Origin of the sequence: Colwellia sp. 6M3 (genome assembly GCF_014077595.1) — a bacterium.
Lineage (GTDB): Bacteria > Pseudomonadota > Gammaproteobacteria > Enterobacterales > Alteromonadaceae > Cognaticolwellia.
On record NZ_JACGWF010000018.1, the window covers coordinates 21,396 to 40,613 of the forward strand.

Sequence of the window (19,218 nt, forward strand, 5' to 3'; positions counted from 1 at the left end):
AATGTCGTTACTCTAATGGTGCTAATAACGACGTTAAAATATCATCTGTTAAGCTTAGTTTATTATCACTAACCTCTTCCGACAATAATGCTTTAGCTAACTCGGCCTTGTTTTGCTGTATGCGTTGAATTTTTTCTTCTATTGAGTTTTCAATAATATATTTATAGACAAATACCGGTTTGTTTTGGCCTATACGATGAGCACGATCAGTCGCTTGGTTTTCTACCGCCGGGTTCCACCATGGGTCAAAGTGAATAACAGTATCGGCAGCGGTGAGGTTTAAACCCACACCACCGGCGCGTAAGCTGATTAAAAATACCGGTACGTCACCACGCTGAAACTTATCCACTACTTCTTGTCTTTTCGTGGTTGAACCAGTTAATTTAACATGGCCAATACCCGCATCTATTAACGCTTCTTCTATTAAGCTCAGCATACTGGTGAACTGCGAAAATATTAATATTCTACGTCCTTCATCAATTTGCTCAGGCAATGTTTCCATTAAATAATCGAGTTTTGCTGATTGATTTACCTTTTTAGCGCCTTCAAGTGCCAGTAATTTAGGGTGATTACACACTTGTCTTAATTTTAATAACGCATCAAGTACTTCAATCTGGCTACGCTTTAACCCTTTCTCAGCAATAATATCTTTTAAGCGGCTATCCATCGCCAATCTTACCGACTCATAAAGCTCAGCCTGTTTACCCTCAATACGAAGCTTTTGAATAATTTCGGTTTTTGGCGGTAATTCAGTGGCAATTTTGTCTTTGGTTCTGCGTAAAATAAATGGCTTAATTCGCTGATTTAGCAACTGCTTACGGTCGTGATCAGCATGCTTTTCAATCGGCGTTCTAAAGAGTTTGGTAAATTGTCTTTGCCCACCTAAAAACCCCGGCAGTAAAAAGTTAAATTGCGCCCAAAACTCACCCAGATGGTTTTCCATCGGTGTACCCGTCAAGCACAGCTTATGCTGTGCTTTAAGCAACAGAAATGCTTGATATAATTGTGTTTTAGTATTTTTAATATAATGTGCTTCATCAAGAATAAGGTAATAAAATGGTTGTTCTCGATAAAGGTCTAAATCTTTAATAATTAACGCATAACTGGTAATAATAATATCAACAGGTTCTTCACCGTCGTTGCGATCTAAACAATTAAAGTGCTGTTGACGTTTACTGCCATGCAAGACCTGATAAGAAAGCTGTGGGGTAAATTTTTCTATTTCATTAGCCCAGTTAAAAATAACACTGGTTGGCGCTACAATTAATACCGGCTTCGTTAAGCGACCTTGCTGTTTTTCAATTAACAAATGCGCCAAAGCTTGAATGGTTTTACCTAACCCCATGTCATCAGCCAAAATACCGTTTAATTGGTATTCGCGCAAAAACTGCAGCCAGTTAAGCCCTTGATGCTGGTAAGTACGTAATGTAGCGTTTAAACCTTTTGGTACAGGTACGGTAGTGACTTGTTGAAAATCTCGGAGCTTGTCGGCCAATGATCTTAACTTACTTGTTCCTGTTGCTATCATGCCTTGATCGTCTAACATCGATAATGTTTGATGACCCTGAAAACGAGATAACTTTAACGTACCATCACTGTTTAAAGCATTTGGCATAAACAATTCAATAAACTGTTTTAATAATGGCTGAACACTTTTATAGCGCAAAGCAACAAAATCACCATTGTCTAAATCAACATAAATGAGTGACTCAGGGGCAATCAATTGTTCTTTTTCTTTATCAAGCAAAGCAGATTTTGGCAATTGCTCAATAGCGCCGAGCAAAATAGGGAACGCCGGCATTTTTTTACCATCAACGGTTAAGTTCAAACCTAAAGAGAAAAAATCATGATCGTCGGTTTCAATAACTTCTGCATCAAATATGCTGTCCGTTGAAAGCGCTTTATAGTAAAAATTATCCGCAAAACTTATATGCCAACCTAAGTCTTTTAGTAGAGGGACTTCTTGATGCACAAGCGCCTGCCAAAAAAATCGACCTTGCATTAACATTGAAAACTTAGGGGTTTTATTTTTATTTAAATAGTCTTCGTTAGTAAACGTGTAACGTTTTGGCTCAGGTTGTACACTAAATTTTAAACTCGTTAATTTATCAACAACGCTTTGCTCAAAGGCTAAATCCCTATAAAGCTTAACCTTGCCAGTACTTATGTTGTCTGGCGATACGGTTACATTTTTATCATGCGGATTTACTAAGCTGCCTTGATACGAAAAGTTAACTTTTACATAACCCGTTTCTGGATTAGATTTTGACGGTGTCGAAAAGTGTAAATAAACCTCAGGTTTAGTTAACTCTTGTGAGAACTCTGTTTTAGGTTTTGGTAAACGCTGTACCGCATCGCCCAACGACATCGACAGCTTATTCATCACCCAAGGTAATTTATCTTCTTCAAAAATAGGAGAGTTGAGTAAGTCAGCTTCAAAGTCACATTGGGTGTTGGTATTAATTTTGCCAAAACAGTTTTGTTCTTCGTCGTAATAACAAAGCGGTTGCGCTTTAACGATAAGAATATTAGTAGTTGGCTGATTAAAAACCAGTTTCAGCGTGTGTAAATGGTTACCCAGCGCTTGCCATTGCCATTGTGCTTCTAAAGGAGCACCTAAGGTAATAGCTTCGTCTAAGTTGTAACTTGTTTGCCAAAAGCAGCGATTGGTTTTGATTATTTGTTCAAATAAATCAAAATACTTAATATTATCGCCAAATTGATTGGTGCGCATAAGTTCAGTAAGTATCGCCACATCATCGTTATTCGCGTATGCACTATTAATTAAGGAGCTTGCCGAGTGCTCGGTGCTCAACGTTTGGCTCCAACCACCATTAACTTTAGATCGTGCAGATTTAATCGATAAAGTGAAATAGTCATCATCAATATAGCTATTTGGCTTTAAAAAATATAATAACGACTTTTGCAGATTATTAGGCTGATATCTCGTGGGTTGAGCTTGAAAACGATTTAGCCACTTTTCAATCACTTTTTCCGGCGAAGCCGTGCTGTTAGGGTCAAAGTGCTGATGAATAAAACTCTGCGCTAGTGCAGCTCCGTGTTTGCAATCACGTCCAATATAACAATCACAAAAACTGGCAATATCACCATTTTTTCCTTCAAAAACTAAACGCGTTAAATAACTTGACTGATTTGCGCGTTCACTAGACACAACACCACGAATAGTTTCACCGTCAAGAGCACACGTTTTTACGCCTTGAGACTGAAAAATTCTCGTGCCTTTTTTCCATTCATTTTTACTAAAGTGTCGTTCAAGTAGTTCAGGTGTGAAGATATTTATTGCCATAGGGTTTTAATTATTAAGCATTTAAGTCTATTGGTAAGTTGAAAAGTTAAGACGTTATCTCTTCTCAAAGGATAAAAGTAGCAATAGTACTTTCAAGCACTATAACTAACAACGGATTACTCATATTTCATTCGAATAATACCATAACCACGGCTTATTCATAAGTACAGCGTCAGCAATATCGTTAAAAATAAATTTAATTTCATGCTTTGTCCAATATAGACTCTGATTTTATGTTATCAAGAAGCACTTTATCTAACAGGCTTTAATGAAATTAACTTACTCTGTAGGCCATAAATACGCTAAAATAATACGCTATTGCCCTTGTTTTGAGCCTCGAGATTAATGACCACAGCGACTACACCAGCCAACTTTACACAACTTGGCCTTATTGAACCTATATTAGCTCGCTTATCTGAGCTTGAATATCTGCAACCTACACCTATTCAAGCGCAAGCTATTCCTAGTATATTAGCCAGACGTGATTTAATTGCAGGAGCAAATACAGGCTCAGGAAAAACCGCCACCTTTGCACTGCCAATGTTGCAGCAAATACAACAGTTACAATCATCCAATACTGAAAAAAATAGTCAAACTAACAAGGGTAATTATGTTACCGGACTCATTTTAGTACCTACGCGTGAACTGGCAAAACAAGTGGCTGACAGCATTAAGTCTTATGCTGCGCACTTTAACGGAAAAATTAAAACAGTCGCGGTTTTCGGTGGTGTGTCGGCCAATACACAAATGTTGGCATTACGTGGTGGTACCGATATTTTAGTGGCAACGCCGGGCCGTCTCCTCGACTTAATTTCAAGTAACGCGATTAAACTAGATAAGGTAAACACTCTAGTACTCGATGAAGCCGACAGAATGTTAAGTTTAGGTTTTACTGAAGAACTGTCTGCACTGTTAGCGTTATTACCCAATAAAAAACAAACTTTACTTTTTTCAGCGACATTTCCTGAGCAAGTAAAAGAATTAACCCAAAAATTGCTCAACAATCCCATTGAAATACAAGTGCAAAGTGCTGATAGCAGTACTTTAGTTCAACGTGTATTTACCGTAAATAAAGGCGAAAAAACCGCCCTTTTAGCACACCTAATTCAGCAGCATCAATGGCGACAAGCGCTTATTTTTGTCAATGCGAAAAATAGTTGTGAGCACTTAGCGTCAAAATTGTCTAAGCGTGGCATTACTGTTGAAGTATTTCATGGAGATAAAGGCCAAGGCGCGCGTAGTCGAGTACTTGAAGCATTTAAATCCGGTGAGATTGATGTATTAATTGCCACCGATATTGCTGCCCGTGGGTTAGACATTGAAAAACTACCGGTCGTGATCAATTTTGATTTACCCAGAAGCCCGTCAGATTACATGCATCGTATTGGCCGAAGTGGCCGAGCTGGTGAAGTAGGCTTAGCATTATCGCTGATTGATTATGAAGATTATCATCACTTTAGCGTTATCGAAAAGAAGCATAAAATTCGTTTAGAGCGTGAACAAGTTGAGGGTTTTGAAGTCGACGAAGCGCTTAATGATCAACTGTTAGCTCAATTGCTCGCTGAAAGTAAGCCAATGGCAGCGCCAGAAGGAAGCGGTAAGAAAAAACGTAAAAAGAAAAAAAGCATTAATGCTGATATTTGGGCCGGTCATTCAGAATCTGATTAGTTAAAAAAGATTAATTGGGTTTTTGAGGATGAACTAAGTCCGCAACATTGATTCAAATAATTCAGACCGAAAGCCAATAATAATTAGCTAAATTTAACAGCACTAACTTACTTTATAATTTAATCAAAGAGATCTCATGTTCGCTAATATTGCTCAACCTGCCGCCGACGAAATTGTTGAACTAATGGCACGTTCATCTAAAGATGACAGACCCTTTAAAGTAGATTTAAGCGTAGGTGTTTATAAAGATGCCAATAACAACGTACTGTTAATGCAAGCGGTGAAAGCCGTTGACCAGCAACTTGCCAATGCCGGGCGCAATAAAAGCTATGTGGGCTCAAAAGGTGATCTTGAATATGTGCAATTACTACAAGAGCTAGTATTTGCAAACCAAGCAGTTACAGGTTTTGTCAGTGGCGTACAAACAGCAGGTGGCAGTGGCGGTTTACGTGCTATTTTAGATTTAATTAAGCTAGCAAACCCTAAGGCTAAAATTTGGGTAAGCGACCCAACTTACGCCAACCATATCCCTACGATTAAAGCCGCAGGCTTGGCGTATGAGGAATATCCCTTTATTGACTATAAAACCATGACACTTGATGAAAGTGCTATGTTTAATGCGCTCGAAAAGCTAGGTGAAAATGACGTTGTGCTACTGCATGGCTCTTGCCATAACCCTTCAGGTTTACGATTAACATTGCAGCATTGGCAGCAACTTGCTCAATTAGCAAAATCAAACAACTTTTTACCCTTAATCGACACTGCCTATCAAGGCTTTGCTGATGGTTTAAATGAAGATGCAGCCGGATTACTGACTATTGCCAATACGGTTGAACGCTTAGCCCTTTGTGTTAGTTGCTCGAAAAACTTTGGTTTATACAGCGATAGAGTTGGCGCTGCTTATATTCTCAGTCCAACACAAGCAGAGGCCGATAAAGCACAGTCGCAACTAGCCATCATGAGCAAAGCAACTTATTGGGTGCCACCGTCGAACGGGGCTGAAATTGTGAAAACTATTATTAAAGACCCAGCTTTAAAAAATATCTGGTCTGAAGAGTTGGCACAAATAAATGTTAAAATTAAAAGTATAAGAACAAAACTTTGCGCAGCATTTCGCCAACACTCTGGAGATAATTATTTTGACTATATTCTCTTTCAAGAAGGCATGTTTGCAATGTTGCCAGCATCACCTGAGCAAATGGAGCAACTTCGAGAGCAATATGCAATATACGGCTTGAACAACGGCCGTATTAATTTAGCGTCAATTCCAGAGCATAAAATCGAATATCTAGTAAAAAGTATTTTAGCGGTTACGCATCGAACGAAGTAACGCATAAAGTTTACTTAATTTTTCAACTAGCCTTCTCGCCCAGTTAATATAAATATTATAGGCTAAGGCTTTAAACATAGAGCCAATGAAGTGCAATTATTAGAAATAGACTGTTTAGGTAAAAAACTCCGTTTAGAAGGTTCAATGGCTGGGTGGCAAGAGCTGTTTTGGGACGACCAATGCGTATCTCAAATTAAAGCTAATGCCGACGGCGATAACTTTTCACATAAATTTACGCTGCAAAGTGAGCAAGGCGAATTACCTATTGAACTTAACGGTTCATTACAATGGCAACCTTTCGCACTGCAATTTCAATTATTAGTTAATAACGAACTAGTGCACGACAACACCCTGCTTGAGAAAGACATAGAACAACGCCAAATCACCCCAGGTGAAAAACAGCCGATGAAGTTTAGCTTTATTGGCATGGCAGGCTTGGGCTTAAAATTACTCAAAAGTGCCAAAGTAATAAAAGTGTTATTTGCAGCAGGCAGCTTAGCGGCATATAGCTGGTTATTTTCTATAGAATTTGCCATCGCACTTATTCTTTGTTTAGTTTTTCATGAGTATGGCCATATTAAAGCCATGAAATACTTCGGCTTAAAAACCAAAGGCATATACCTCATTCCCTTTGTTGGGGGATTAGCGCTGAGCGATGACAAAATTAATACCCGCTGGCAAGATATCGTTATTTCGATTATGGGGCCATTCTTTGGTTTAATACTCTCTATTGCCTGCTTAATTGGCTATTGGATAACTGACCTAGAAATACTGGCCGGTTTAGCGGTATTTAACGCCCTCCTCAATTTATTTAATTTGTTACCTATTTTGCCATTAGATGGTGGCCACGTACTAAAAAGCATCGCTTTTTCAATCAACTCTAAAGTGGGTTTAATCGCTTGTGCATTGGGTGCAGCACTAGGCATTTATATCAGTTATTATTTTGGTTTAGCCCTGCTAGGCTTTTTACTAGCTATTGGCAGTATTGAAATATTTTTTGAATATAAACGCCGACACCTTAGCCAGTTATTACCACTTAATCGCTATGCACAAATTGTATCAGCCTTGTGGTATGTTTTTACGGTGGGTGGTTTAAGCGCTATTATTTGGCTAGTTGGCCAAACTGGCAATGACGCCTTATCGCTGCCCCTTAAAATATTGGGTAGTTAGAGTACTAAAACTTGCGTTTGAAGCACTGATAAACTGATATATTGAATGACAGTGAGTATTAGTGATTAACCGCCTTATGCTATCGTGCATAAATACTCAAATGTCCTGTTTTCATACATGAACATTATATTTTTAACTTAGTATTTTAATAGCTACTTTATTAATTAAGCTGCTTATTAAATGAGATTGATATGAAAAAAATTTGTTATGTTTTATTTTCTTTTATTGCCTTAATGTCATATGCATTTGCTAACTCTCCTGTTAAATATAATAAAGAATTAGACGGATTTTCTTATCCGTTTGACGTGAAAACGTTTAATTTTAATTCTCAAAATCAGCCTTTTAAAATGCGCTATATGGACATTGGTGATAAAAACGCGCAAAAAACCTTTGTATTACTCCACGGGAAAAACTTTTCAGGTTACTACTGGGAAAAGGTTGCGAACGATCTACTCAAAAATAATTACCGAGTTATCATCCCTGATCAAATTGGTTTTGGTAAATCTTCAAAGCCTGATTATTATCAATATAGTTTTGGCCAATTTGCCTTAAATACTAAGCTATTACTGGATAGCTTGCAGGTTGAAGAAATTGTGCTTGTAGGACATTCAATGGGCGGAATGTTAGCAACAACTTTCGCCGCTAATTATGCACCTAAGGTTAATAAATTGATTTTAATTAACCCTATTGGATTAGAAGACTATGGTAAATATACTGATTTTAAAGACACTAATTTTTTCTATAAAAATGAGCTTGCTAAAACCTTAGATAAAGCAAGAAATTATCAAATTAAAAATTATTATGATGGCCAATGGTCAAGCGAATATGAAAAACTTTTAGTTCCTTTAAAAGGTATGCTTGCAGGTGACGATTGGAAGCTAGTTGCATGGAATAATGCCTTAACTTATGGACCTATCTTCTCTGAAAATATGGTGGATAAGTTTTCACAAATAAAAACTGAAACTGTCCTTATTATTGGTACCAGAGATCAAACCGGCCCAGGCCGAGGTTGGTTAAAAAAAGGTGAAACTAGAGAACTAGGCAATTTCAAACAACTAGGTATTAATACTAAAAATAGAATTAAAGGCTCTATGCTGATCGAATTAGAAGGACTTGGACATATGCCGCACTTCGAAAATTATGAAGTTTTCATAAAAGCTTTTCATCGAGCTATTGATAAGTAAATAAGCTGAATTAAGTTTAAAAGGAATAGTGCGTGATTTCAAAAAAAGTACGTGAATTATTTGTCTCTTTAATGGAAGCAACCCATGACTCAGCCACTGCTTATGATATTGAAACTGAACAATACAGTGGATTTTTCAATAACACAGTAGTCGACAAATATATTGAGCTAGGCGCACTAGAACTAGTTGAAAATGACAGCGGTGCTACGGTTATTCTGCTCAACAACAGAGACGACTTTTTAAGCTCATTCGCCGCAGGCGTTCGCGAAGCAAAAAATGGTAGTGATCAATCCTATGCCGACTACAACGCCAACCCCTTTGCTTTCTCAGTGGGTTTTGAACACTTCCATCAAATATCGAAGAAAAAACGACAGTTAGTTGGTTATGTTTGTCATGGCTTTGAGCGAGATGATACTGGGTTAGTGCATTTGCAATAATATTTTAAAGCATTGAACATTTAAAAAATATTATCAAAGCCGTAATTACACATCGATTAAATTAATGTCACTTATCTTCAAGTAGCTCCATTAAACAAGCAACTTGCTCAGTTAATTCAACCACTTGTTGCTCTAACACGGTAACTCGCTGAGCAAGTTGATTGTTGTCGCCTGATGGAATGACCTGTGTTGTAGAGTTGGCTTCACACGCAACTTGAGGAATATGAGGTTCACTTGCACTACTTTCATCAATTTCACAAAATAAATGCACATAACGACACTCTCGCTTGCCGGGTTCACGTTCGAGTTTTTTAACCAGTGCTTGGTTATTCACGTTTTGTAATTGATTCAAAGCAGATTCAACTTCATTAACATCGGCAAAGTCAGCTAATCGTGTGGTTCGCGTTCTTAATTCGCCAGGTGTTTGTGGCCCCCTTAAAAATAACACGCAAATAATTGCCCGTTGTTGTGCTGAAAACTGTAAGTTGCCAAATTCTGTATTACAAAAGCGATGAAAATACTTATTTACACGGCTTGATGCTTTTTGGTCAATCATTAACTGATTCATTTGTACCAGTTCATCTACCGTATTTTGCCAATCATTTTCGCTCAGCGACATTACCGGTTCGCGGTTACTTTTTTGATTACAGCCGGAGGTAATGGCATTGACTGAAAGTGGATATTGCTCAGGTGTGGTGGTTTCTTTCTCTAGCATTACGCCAATAACACGGCATTGCTCTGGGGATAATGTGATCATATGAAGGCATCCTAATTGAAAATAACGAGTTAACGTAAACTGAGAATAAGTTATACCAAGCAACCTAAGGTTTTTCTATCTGAATATAACGGATACGGCATAAAAAAAGCCATAGCTCAACTTAAGTGTTAACTATGGCTTTCAGTGATTAAAATAAACTAAAAAACTATTCTATGTTCTGGATCTGAATATAGAGCAAAATTAAATAACCAATATAAAACAACAAATTAAGAGAAAACAAAGGTGAGTAAAAACATATAACCCACCAAACTGCCCACCATCTATTCTGAATTAAACTCACTTTTAAGGTATTGAACTAGTACTTCAGCATATGGACTTGTTAAATGCTTTTCAGCATCATCTAATATTTTATCTAAAGACTCTTTAGATATTTTAATCCATCGAATACCTATAGCCAAAAGTAAGTCTAAACATATGTAGCTCCTTGCACCATTAGACGACATTATTTTAGTCATAACACCTTGAAAGCTACTACTCAAAATTTCAGACCTTCTATAGTCTAATTCTGCTTGTGTGGCAGCTCGCCAAAGTGATGATTGCAGGGCAGCATCGTTAAAGCGAATAAAATTTTCTGGTGATAAAACACTATGCTGGTAAATGCTAGATTGAAGAGTAACTCCCTTGATAGGGTTATCTCTTAAATTCTGTAATATTGAAGCTACCGTTACATAAACAGCTTCTAGATTGATTGACTCTATTGAATAATTACTAGGCCAAAAAACAAAATCAGGAGCAAATTCTAAATTTTTATCAATACTTTCATATGAAACTCCGACTTTACCTTGCAAACCGGTACTAATTTTTTTAAGTTGAGCTCTTCTTTTAACCCAAAATTCTATACCTGCAATCCCAGAATTTTTGTTAATCAAATCAGTGAGAAAGTCCTTTTCTCTAATCCAAGATGAATTTTTATTATCACCCACATAAATAGTTTGATAGCTAAAAAAGGCATATTTAAAACCATTAGTTCCTTGAGTTACACTAACATTGAAGCTTTTAAATCTGTTTCGAGAAGGAGCGGTAGTATAAGTAGTAGCAAAAATTCTCATTCCATTATGGTTAGCCAACCTTAATGACCTGTTAATATCCACAAAACAATTCCCAGAACTAATTACGCTCGATAGGATTAAAACGCTATTTACCCCAAGTGTGGACATTTTATCTTGGTCTTCCTGATTTATCTCTTCTATATTAGACAAGTCAAACCCGTTGACAGATAACACAACTTTAAAGTCATTAAATAAGGCCTTGTCTTGTGGACTATCCCCAACAATTACACCTTTCAAGTTTCTTGGGATAGACCACTGGACAATTTGCTCTATCCATTTATATAAAAGACTTTTAGGGCACAAGTCATCAGTTTTTTTTCTTATACATACTGATTCTTCAATTTCCGTTCCTTGTTTCCAAACGCATTTTAAATAATTTTCTCTCAACTTTAAATAATCAACATAAATTACAAACGGATTATCACCTTCCACGTCTTTATTTTTTCTATTCACTGAAAACACATCATTATCTCTATATTTATTAACAGAGTTGTCAATAAACAAAGGTTTATGTGCTTTCAATAACAAGACTTCATTTGGAGGAGAAGCTTCAACAGCAAAACTTTCTCCATGAACCTGAACTTTAACCGGTGAATAGTTTCTTGCATCTTTACTTGAATAATCTTTTATACAATAAACCACTGCATTGCCAATATTCTCAGCAGTGGGAGATAGTATGTCTTTATGAGAAAGAATTGTAATTACTTGCTCTGGTTTCACCATCCAATCTTTTACAATTTGTTTACCCAAGTTAGTGCTTTCAGAAGCTGAAATTATGATCCAAGCACATCCTGAATTATCAGGTTTGTTATCTTCTAATCCAGTATAAGAGCTGAAGCTTTTGTATTTTACATGCTTACAAATAGTCGAAGAAAATTTGGATATATAATAAGTTAAGGCCTCAGCTACTGCAGATATACTTGCCGTGTCAATATAAATACAATCTATAGAAATATTTTTAGGCTTATAAGGTAATAAAGACATAGCTAAAAATTGATATTCACAACTGCTTCTTGCTAACTGGGAAGCATAAATGAATTCTTCTAAAACTTTACCTGAAGGTTTAACAAAGTTTGTTCCCGCAGGGGCTTTAGCTAATACATCAGTAGCCCTATCGTCCATTAATGCTTTATAGCCAAATTCACTTACATCCTTCTGTAAGATTTCAGGCTGTAAGGTACTATATAGCGAACGGCTATTGAGTAGATTTAAAAATGGTTCAAAGTTTCCCTCTTTATCAAAACTAAATAGCTGGACGTCAATATATTTATATCGGTTAAGCTCAATTTTAATCGTGTTATTACCCATCAAATCACTTATTTCATCGCTTAAGTATTTAGGAAATAATAAAATAACAACATCTTGTGTAAGGTTATTGTTGTAAGCCTTCTGTATCTGAGTATCTAGACTAGCAGGGAAACTGGTTTCATTTGAGAATTGCCCTAAAAACATTATTAAGCAATTTTTTTTATCTCTTGTGCTTTGACTTCCACTGTTATATTCACATTCAAAAATAAACACTAAGAGTTTCCTTCTGTAGCAAGTTCTATTTGCAATGGAATTGATATATGTACTGTCGTTCCAACAACAAAATTTGATAAAACTGTAATATCTGATTCACTGATTTGATAATTATTTTCATTTGTAAATGACTTTTCTAAAAGTAAATTCCCTGTCCTTATTCTTAGCCAACCTTTATATCGATTAACTTTTTCTAGAACCTTTGTAAGGCCATCTCCTCGTGATCTGCTTTGTAATCTAGACCAACCACTTTCTAAACATTTTAATAATACTTTCTTAGGATCCTCTTTATTAGCTTTATCACTAGCTAAGTTCAAAAAACCAGCCCCAAAATCTGTAATAGAAATATCTAATATATGATATTTATCAGTTTCAGGTGTGTCATCATCAGAATAAGGTGATTTAGGCAAATGTTGGCAAAAATTTAATTGAGCTGTTGTAGGGCTATCCCCACACCATTGAGTCAAATATTTTGGAGTTATATCTAGTTGCTGAATAATTAAACTTCTAAAATTTAAATCTAATTCGTCACCGTCATCATCACACCGTCCATGATCATGTGTGTTTTTGAATAGTTCCCACAGTAAATCCGATAAATCTTGTAGCCCAATTTTATTCTCTAATCGATTAAAACGTGTATCTCCGTTGATAGTATCGGACATAATTTGTTTCATTAAATTATAAAAAGCGTCTCCTTCTATCACATTATTATTATTGTAAACTGGCATATGAAACTCACGATCATATTCTGGCTTTGTAATACATGGAATTCCAAAGTAACGACTTTTAAAGCTTTTACTAAAGTCTCTACTCCTGATATTTTCAACAATTGTTTTTGCTTCATGTAAAACCATAGAGCGTGGCTGCTTTACTTTTATTTTATCCCAGACTTCATCAACCAGAGACAGAGCAGCAATACCATAAATTGAAGAACATAATTTAGCAAAGTCTTCGGTGGTAGCATCTTGGTAAGTATGAAATATTTTTTGATAATTCCCTGACTTCAACCAAGTACCCAATAGTTGTATAACTGCAGCCTCAATACCTAAAGCACCACGCGAATTAAGTTTTGCAGGTAGCCTTAATTTAAATTTTTCTTCACTTTGTAATTTTTGCATTAAGTCTTCGATTGAGCTTAAAGATCCACTTTTCCCTAGAGCCAAATCCTTCAATTTATCAGGCATTTCTATACTCCATTACATATTTAATTATAATTAACATGAAACTAATTTATTCCTTATCAGCTAACTTCAACAAATCAAACACCAGCCTAGAAAACCCATTAGCCTTATCTGGATTCGATAACAATTGCATCATTTGGTTTTCATGTGCTGCACCGCTTCCCATAATCGCGTCCATTAACGCTTTGGGGTAGTCACCTAACATAGCTTGTTCTGGTGTATTATTATCAATTTGCTTCATCACTAAGATGTTTTCTTTAACTTTATCTTTAATCGTATATAGATAATTAACCATATCCTGATCGGTCAGCATATCTGTGATAAATAATTCATTTAGCTTAGAGATAATTTGAGAAAGAAACTCTTCTTTCGGATCTTTAGCTTTGGCTGTCCCCACTGCGTCACCTGGTACTAATTCGTATTCAGGAGAATCTTGTTTTAATTGAATATCTTGCTGGCGTATTTTTGATAATCGATAATGACTCATCACGACATTGCTTAAGTCGACATCACTTTCTTCAGTAACTATGTCACGTAGCATAGGGCGAAGGTTACGAGCATAAAGGCATAATTTTTCTAGCTCTTTATCATCGTAATCGACAATCTGAGACATAAACTCATAGAAGCGTACGAATGTGCCTAAATCCTTTTTAAATATCTCTAAAGCGTCTTTTTCCTGCTTACAATCTTTAAAACTGTTCTCAGCATTAGCCATTAATACGGCATCGCCCGTTTTTTTAGTGCGTTCGAACATATCTCGGGCTTGTTTGTATGCATCAATTGCAGACTTATAGCGTTTTTGCCAACGTTCAACAGCAGGTTTACAAATATTGGCAATGGCGGCGTTACTTTTACTTTTAACAAAAAATGCATTGCAGAATTGTTCAACTTCTTGCCATTGAAAAATACCTGACGAACGTAACTTGTCCCTCAAATCAAAAATAAGATCAGGGTCTGATACGTCAGCTAGTTCAGCAGTTTGGAAGTAGGGCTGGAATGAAGTGAGAATTTCTTCAGGTTCATTGAAAAAATCCAAGACATAAGTACCAGTTTCAGCTTTACCAGGGAATGTGCGGTTTAAACGAGAGAGTGTTTGTACACACTCTACCCCACCAAGTTTTTTATCAACGTACATAGCGCAGAGTTTTGGTTGATCAAAACCGGTTTGAAATTTATTGGCAACTATCATCACTTGATAATCATCACTATCAAAAGCCTTACGCATATCCCGACCTTTGAGGTTGTCATTCATATTAGCTTCAGTAAATTTAAAATCGACTAACGCTTCACATCCAGGGTCTTTATCAGAAAACTCTACTTCACCAGAGAATGCGACCATTGCATGTATTTTCTGATAGCCCTTTTCTACAATGTATTTATCAAAGCCTTGTTTATATCGAACGGCTTCTTTGCGTGAACTGGTAACAACCATAGCTTTAGCTTGACCACCCAATAAACCCATCACATTATTTTTAAAGTGTTCAACAATCACCTGTACTTTTTGGCTAATGTTATAGTCATGCAGGCGTACCCACTGATTCAATTTTACTTTAGCTTTTTTACTTTCCACCTCTTGGTCACTACCTTCCATTTTCATCGCAAGGTTATAAGCAACTTTATAGTTGGTGTAGTTTTTTAATACATCGAGGATAAAGCCTTCTTCAATAGCTTGGCGCATACTATACACATGATACGCTTCAGGCTTATTCTGCTTAGATGGAGCTTCATCAGGCTTAGGTAAACGCCCAAACAGTTCAAGCGTTTTGGTTTTAGGTGTTGCGGTAAATGCCAAGTAACTTAAGTTACTAGAAGCGCGGCGTGAAGCCACCGTAGCGTCTAAAATATCTTCGGTAGTGAGCTCTTCGTCAACATCTTTAGTATCAATCATTAATACTTCTTTCAGCTGGCGAGCAGTACTACCCGTTTGTGAACTATGTGCTTCATCGGCAATAACAACAAAATTTCTTTCTTTCAAACTAACGCTATTTTCAATAGCTTTAAGCACAAAGGGAAAGGTTTGAATGGTAACGATAATAATTGGTTGTGAGCATTCTAAAGCGCCAGCAAGTTTCTCAGATTTAGAACCATTTCCTTCATCGCGATTTATCCTACCTACCATGCCTTCTACTGAAGTAAATTGTGAGATGGTTTCTTGTAGCTGATCATCAAGTACCGTTCTATCAGTGACAACAATGACAGAGTCAAATAGCTTATTACCTTCAGCAGTATGAATGGCAGATAATTGATGTGCAGACCAAGCAATAGAGTTTGATTTACCTGAACCAGCACTATGTTGTATTAAATACTTCTGGCCAGGACCCTCAGTGCGAGCAGCATCAACTAATTTACTAACAACATCCCATTGATGATAACGAGGAAATATTAATGTTTCTTTTTTGTATTTACGGCCTTCCCAATCCTCTTTCTCTTCTATTTGTAAATGTACAAAACGCGATAGAATGTTTAATAGGTTCTCGGGCAGTAACACTTCATTCCATAAATAATCAGTAGCGTATTGATTAATATTTTCTGGTACATCATTACCAGCACCACCTTCACTTGTGCCTTTGTTAAAAGGTAAAAAATAAGTGTCGTTACCTTCCAATCGTGTAGCCATATAGACTTCATATTGGCTTACTGCAAAATGTACTAAAGCACCACGTTTAAAGGTTAATAGAGGTTCGGGCTTCTTAGTAGCTGGATCTATAGCAAAACGCGTGGTTTTATATTGTTTCATAGCATTTTGCACTGCTTGTTTAAACTCTGATTTAAGCTCAAGTGTGACTACAGGTAAACCATTAACAAATAAAACTAAATCTATTCGCCATTTTTTTGCTCTAATGCCATTTTCTGCTTCATGTTCATCAGTTGCCCAAGGTGAATACACAAGTTCTGGTACTACGCGTAAACGGTTCTTTTGGTAACGCGTCAGCGTATCAGGGTTTAAATCATGTTCAGGTTTAAACTGACATAAACTAAAACGCGTTCCTCGATCACGTATTTCGTGTCGTAAAACGCCTAGCGTACCAAAAGTACGCATTTCTTTATTAGCGGCATTAGGGTCAGCTTTGTTTAATTGTGAGGCAACACGTTCTAAAAATTTCTGTTCGGGATTAGTGGGGTACAAAGCGCAGAATTTTTGCCATTGAACGTCTTGAGTATCTTTAACAAAACCCAAAACATCTTCTTCATACAAAGCTAGTTCACGGTTATAGCTCTCTGGGTTTCCAAGTAACCAACCATTAGATATGAACTGACGAATCATATCGTTTTGGAATGTATGCTCGTTACCCTTATCCATTGTTCACTTCCCATGAATAAGAACGCTGACAACCTGGTGTCTCGAAGGAGTAATCATCACAAAACACATCTTTTAATGAACATTCATGTGCTTCTAAAGTCTTTTGGGTCATGTAAATCCTTTTATCTATTACAGCTTAATAACTAATGTTAATTACTTACAGCTCGATATAGTATTTGTTAATAACTCATGAAGAGTATCTAAATTATGGTCACTTTTAGTCGCTGATAATACTTCAGCTCTATCTAGGGCGTCTTGACATAAGACAGGTATCGAATCGGATACTTGAGTTTTATTATCATAAATACCAATACCCGCAACAAGTATTGCAAAAACGAAGCTCAATATTGAAAAATGCCTGATTGAGCTTAACATTTTATCTCTTGGTTCTTGTTCTCTTTCTTGCTCTTTACGTAACAAGGTGTAGCTCATCGCTAAGAAAACAAATGCAACACCAGATATTCCAAGCTGTAAAATATTTACAATATCGCTCGCAGAGAAGCCTAAAATACTCATTTACTATCTCCAACATTGCACAAATAACTCTCATCAGTCCACGCACCATCATTCCATGCTTTTTCTACACCTAAGGGGAGTTGGGCTAAAAGTGAATCTGGAATATAGCCAGATGTTTTTGGATGATTTTGAACCGAGTGTTGAATCATAGTAACGACAGCTTTCGCTGTGTCATTGCATATCTTGACTGCATCAGGATGTTTTTTTTCAGAAAGGTTCAAGGTTGCAGAAGCTAATACAAGCCTAGATTGAGGATAGAGGTAGCCATCTACTAGTTTGACTTTAGGAGCATCTTCACCTAGTTCATTTACATCAAAACTATTCAATGAACCTGCCAATATTGGCGTAGCTAACAAATCAATCGCGACTCGCTTAATTAAGGCTGATAGCACGTGTTCATTTCCTCTCCCTGACTTTTCTACTTGCACCCCCATCCATTTGAAGCCACACAAGTCAGCATTTAGCTCATGCTTATCTAACATGACCTTACTATCGAACAAGCCTGGTTTTAATTGTAATTTATATATTTCAGCCCATACATTTTTAGTTTCAACAACGGATTTACTCGTTATAGGACAAATATTGCCATTAAAATGATAACCTTCATGCCCTAATATAAATGAAAATGCATACCCATTTATTTCATTATAAATATCTATAGCCGTTGATAATATAATGTTTTTAGTGTCCGGCTTAATAACATTATTTACGTGTGAATATATATCAACAACTAAAGAGTAAATAGCATTTAAATCATCTGCACTTAAATTCCTACGAGCGATAATTGATTTCCCCCTGTGGGTAAATATCTTATCATCATCGTATTTTTCAGCATCAGCTAATAACAGTGCATCTACCCAACTCAACTTAGGTGCCTCACTTAACACGGTTACTTTTTTATCATTAGATAAATACATAAAAGCAGCTTCAGCGGCTAGCCACGCAGACGCTCTAGTAATAAGTGCTAATGGTTCTTCTCGACAATATATAGCACTACTGTCTGCATAACAGGCTAAATCCGGCTCTTTTTCACACCCTCTCGCCATAAATGCGAGTTCAGCATCGTCGTCAACTATTGCAAAAACCCTTGCTGCCGTATCACTAATAACTTTACGGTACTTTTTATCAATTTCAGTCGCGTTTTTACCGTAGCATACTGCTAAACGCCATTCTTTCGCTTGTAATGTATACGAACTGAATAAAGTAAGAGTAAAGAAAATAAAAAAGGCTAATCGCATGACATCGCCTCCGATAACGCCTGCCATAACAGTGATAACTGATAATGCTCAATCATCGCCGTAATAGTTTCTATTGGTAATTTTTTACCATTTTTTTGATAATAATCTAGGGAAGATCGTACATAAGATTCGGTTTGGTTCAACTCATATTTCGCTTCAAAAATACCGTTTTTTTCTTTATCCCAAATTCTAATGACCATAGATGATTCAGCTATTTTTTCCTGTGACGGTATAAGACCATGCCCCGCATACCATTCCTGAAATGCTGTTCGGGTTTTAGCTTGGCAATTTTTCAATTTAGCCAATATGGTAGTGGTAAAATATCGTTGCATCTCCATTGCATCTCCATTGCACCGCCAGCACTGGCATTCGGTTCTTCAATTGCAGAAGAGAAGTCATCAACAGCCGTCATTCCTATTAGTGGGGTAGGTATATTAAGAATGATTTTTTCTTCAGTCAAAGCGATAGTATTAACTGACTCTTTTCCAAGACAATAAAACGAGAAAAGCATTAAGATAATTAAGTTTTTGAACATTCC

General features: G+C 36.6%; 14 protein-coding genes. 5 read left to right on the top strand and 9 right to left on the bottom strand.

Features of this window, described 5'->3' with window-relative positions:
- Nucleotides 1–7: 7 nt before the first annotated feature.
- Nucleotides 8–3,307: a DEAD/DEAH box helicase gene (locus H4J50_RS05950; protein WP_182255081.1), complete on the bottom strand. Its 3,300-nt coding sequence runs from the start codon at nucleotides 3,305–3,307 to the stop codon at nucleotides 8–10.
- A gap of 345 nt (nucleotides 3,308–3,652) precedes the next feature.
- On the opposite strand from H4J50_RS05950, the gene H4J50_RS05955 reads away from it, so the two are divergent.
- The 5 genes from H4J50_RS05955 (at nucleotide 3,653) to H4J50_RS05975 (ending at nucleotide 9,096) form a co-directional block, all read left to right on the top strand.
- Nucleotides 3,653–4,975 (top strand): DEAD/DEAH box helicase, encoded by a 1,323-nt coding sequence (locus H4J50_RS05955; protein ID WP_182255083.1) that lies wholly within the window; start codon nucleotides 3,653–3,655, stop codon nucleotides 4,973–4,975.
- 136 nt (nucleotides 4,976–5,111) lie between these two features.
- A complete protein-coding gene (locus tag H4J50_RS05960) occupies nucleotides 5,112–6,305 on the top strand; it encodes an aromatic amino acid transaminase (RefSeq protein WP_182255085.1) in 1,194 nt (397 codons plus the stop codon).
- A 90-nt stretch (nucleotides 6,306–6,395) separates the two neighbouring features.
- The gene (locus H4J50_RS05965) at nucleotides 6,396–7,475 is read left to right on the top strand and encodes a metalloprotease (protein WP_182255087.1); all 1,080 of its coding nucleotides are present in this window, start codon (nucleotides 6,396–6,398) and stop codon (nucleotides 7,473–7,475) included.
- Nucleotides 7,476–7,666: 191 nt separating this feature from the next.
- On the top strand, nucleotides 7,667–8,659 hold the full coding sequence (locus H4J50_RS05970; RefSeq protein ID WP_182255089.1) for an alpha/beta fold hydrolase: 993 nt from the start codon (nucleotides 7,667–7,669) through the stop codon (nucleotides 8,657–8,659).
- A gap of 32 nt (nucleotides 8,660–8,691) precedes the next feature.
- On the top strand, nucleotides 8,692–9,096 hold the full coding sequence (locus tag H4J50_RS05975; RefSeq protein ID WP_182255091.1) for a hypothetical protein: 405 nt from the start codon (nucleotides 8,692–8,694) through the stop codon (nucleotides 9,094–9,096).
- Between the two features lie 67 nt (nucleotides 9,097–9,163).
- Here H4J50_RS05975 and H4J50_RS05980 read toward each other — a convergent pair whose 3' ends face one another.
- From H4J50_RS05980 to H4J50_RS06015, 8 genes are all read right to left on the bottom strand, one after another.
- Nucleotides 9,164–9,853 carry a YceH family protein gene (locus H4J50_RS05980; RefSeq protein WP_182255093.1) on the bottom strand — a complete coding sequence of 230 codons (690 nt, stop codon included), beginning with the start codon at nucleotides 9,851–9,853 and terminating at the stop codon, nucleotides 9,164–9,166.
- Between the two features lie 281 nt (nucleotides 9,854–10,134).
- A complete protein-coding gene (locus H4J50_RS05985; RefSeq protein ID WP_182255095.1) occupies nucleotides 10,135–12,444 on the bottom strand; it encodes a hypothetical protein in 2,310 nt (769 codons plus the stop codon).
- Nucleotides 12,444–13,628, bottom strand: a complete 1,185-nt coding sequence (locus H4J50_RS05990; protein WP_182255097.1) for a hypothetical protein — start codon at nucleotides 13,626–13,628, stop codon at nucleotides 12,444–12,446. The genes H4J50_RS05985 and H4J50_RS05990 overlap by 1 nt, the downstream gene beginning before the upstream one ends.
- A 46-nt stretch (nucleotides 13,629–13,674) precedes the next feature.
- Nucleotides 13,675–16,926, bottom strand: coding sequence for a type I restriction endonuclease subunit R (locus H4J50_RS05995; protein WP_182255099.1), 3,252 nt, complete (start codon nucleotides 16,924–16,926; stop codon nucleotides 13,675–13,677).
- A gap of 153 nt (nucleotides 16,927–17,079) precedes the next feature.
- Nucleotides 17,080–17,442 (bottom strand): hypothetical protein, encoded by a 363-nt coding sequence (locus H4J50_RS06000; RefSeq protein WP_182255101.1) that lies wholly within the window; start codon nucleotides 17,440–17,442, stop codon nucleotides 17,080–17,082.
- Nucleotides 17,439–18,680 (bottom strand): hypothetical protein, encoded by a 1,242-nt coding sequence (locus H4J50_RS06005; protein ID WP_182255103.1) that lies wholly within the window; start codon nucleotides 18,678–18,680, stop codon nucleotides 17,439–17,441. The genes H4J50_RS06000 and H4J50_RS06005 overlap by 4 nt, the downstream gene beginning before the upstream one ends.
- Nucleotides 18,671–19,018, bottom strand: coding sequence for a hypothetical protein (locus H4J50_RS06010; protein WP_182255105.1), 348 nt, complete (start codon nucleotides 19,016–19,018; stop codon nucleotides 18,671–18,673). The genes H4J50_RS06005 and H4J50_RS06010 overlap by 10 nt, the downstream gene beginning before the upstream one ends.
- Nucleotides 18,973–19,215, bottom strand: a complete 243-nt coding sequence (locus H4J50_RS06015; protein WP_182255107.1) for a hypothetical protein — start codon at nucleotides 19,213–19,215, stop codon at nucleotides 18,973–18,975. Before H4J50_RS06015 ends, H4J50_RS06010 begins: the two co-directional genes overlap by 46 nt.
- Nucleotides 19,216–19,218 lie beyond the last annotated feature (3 nt).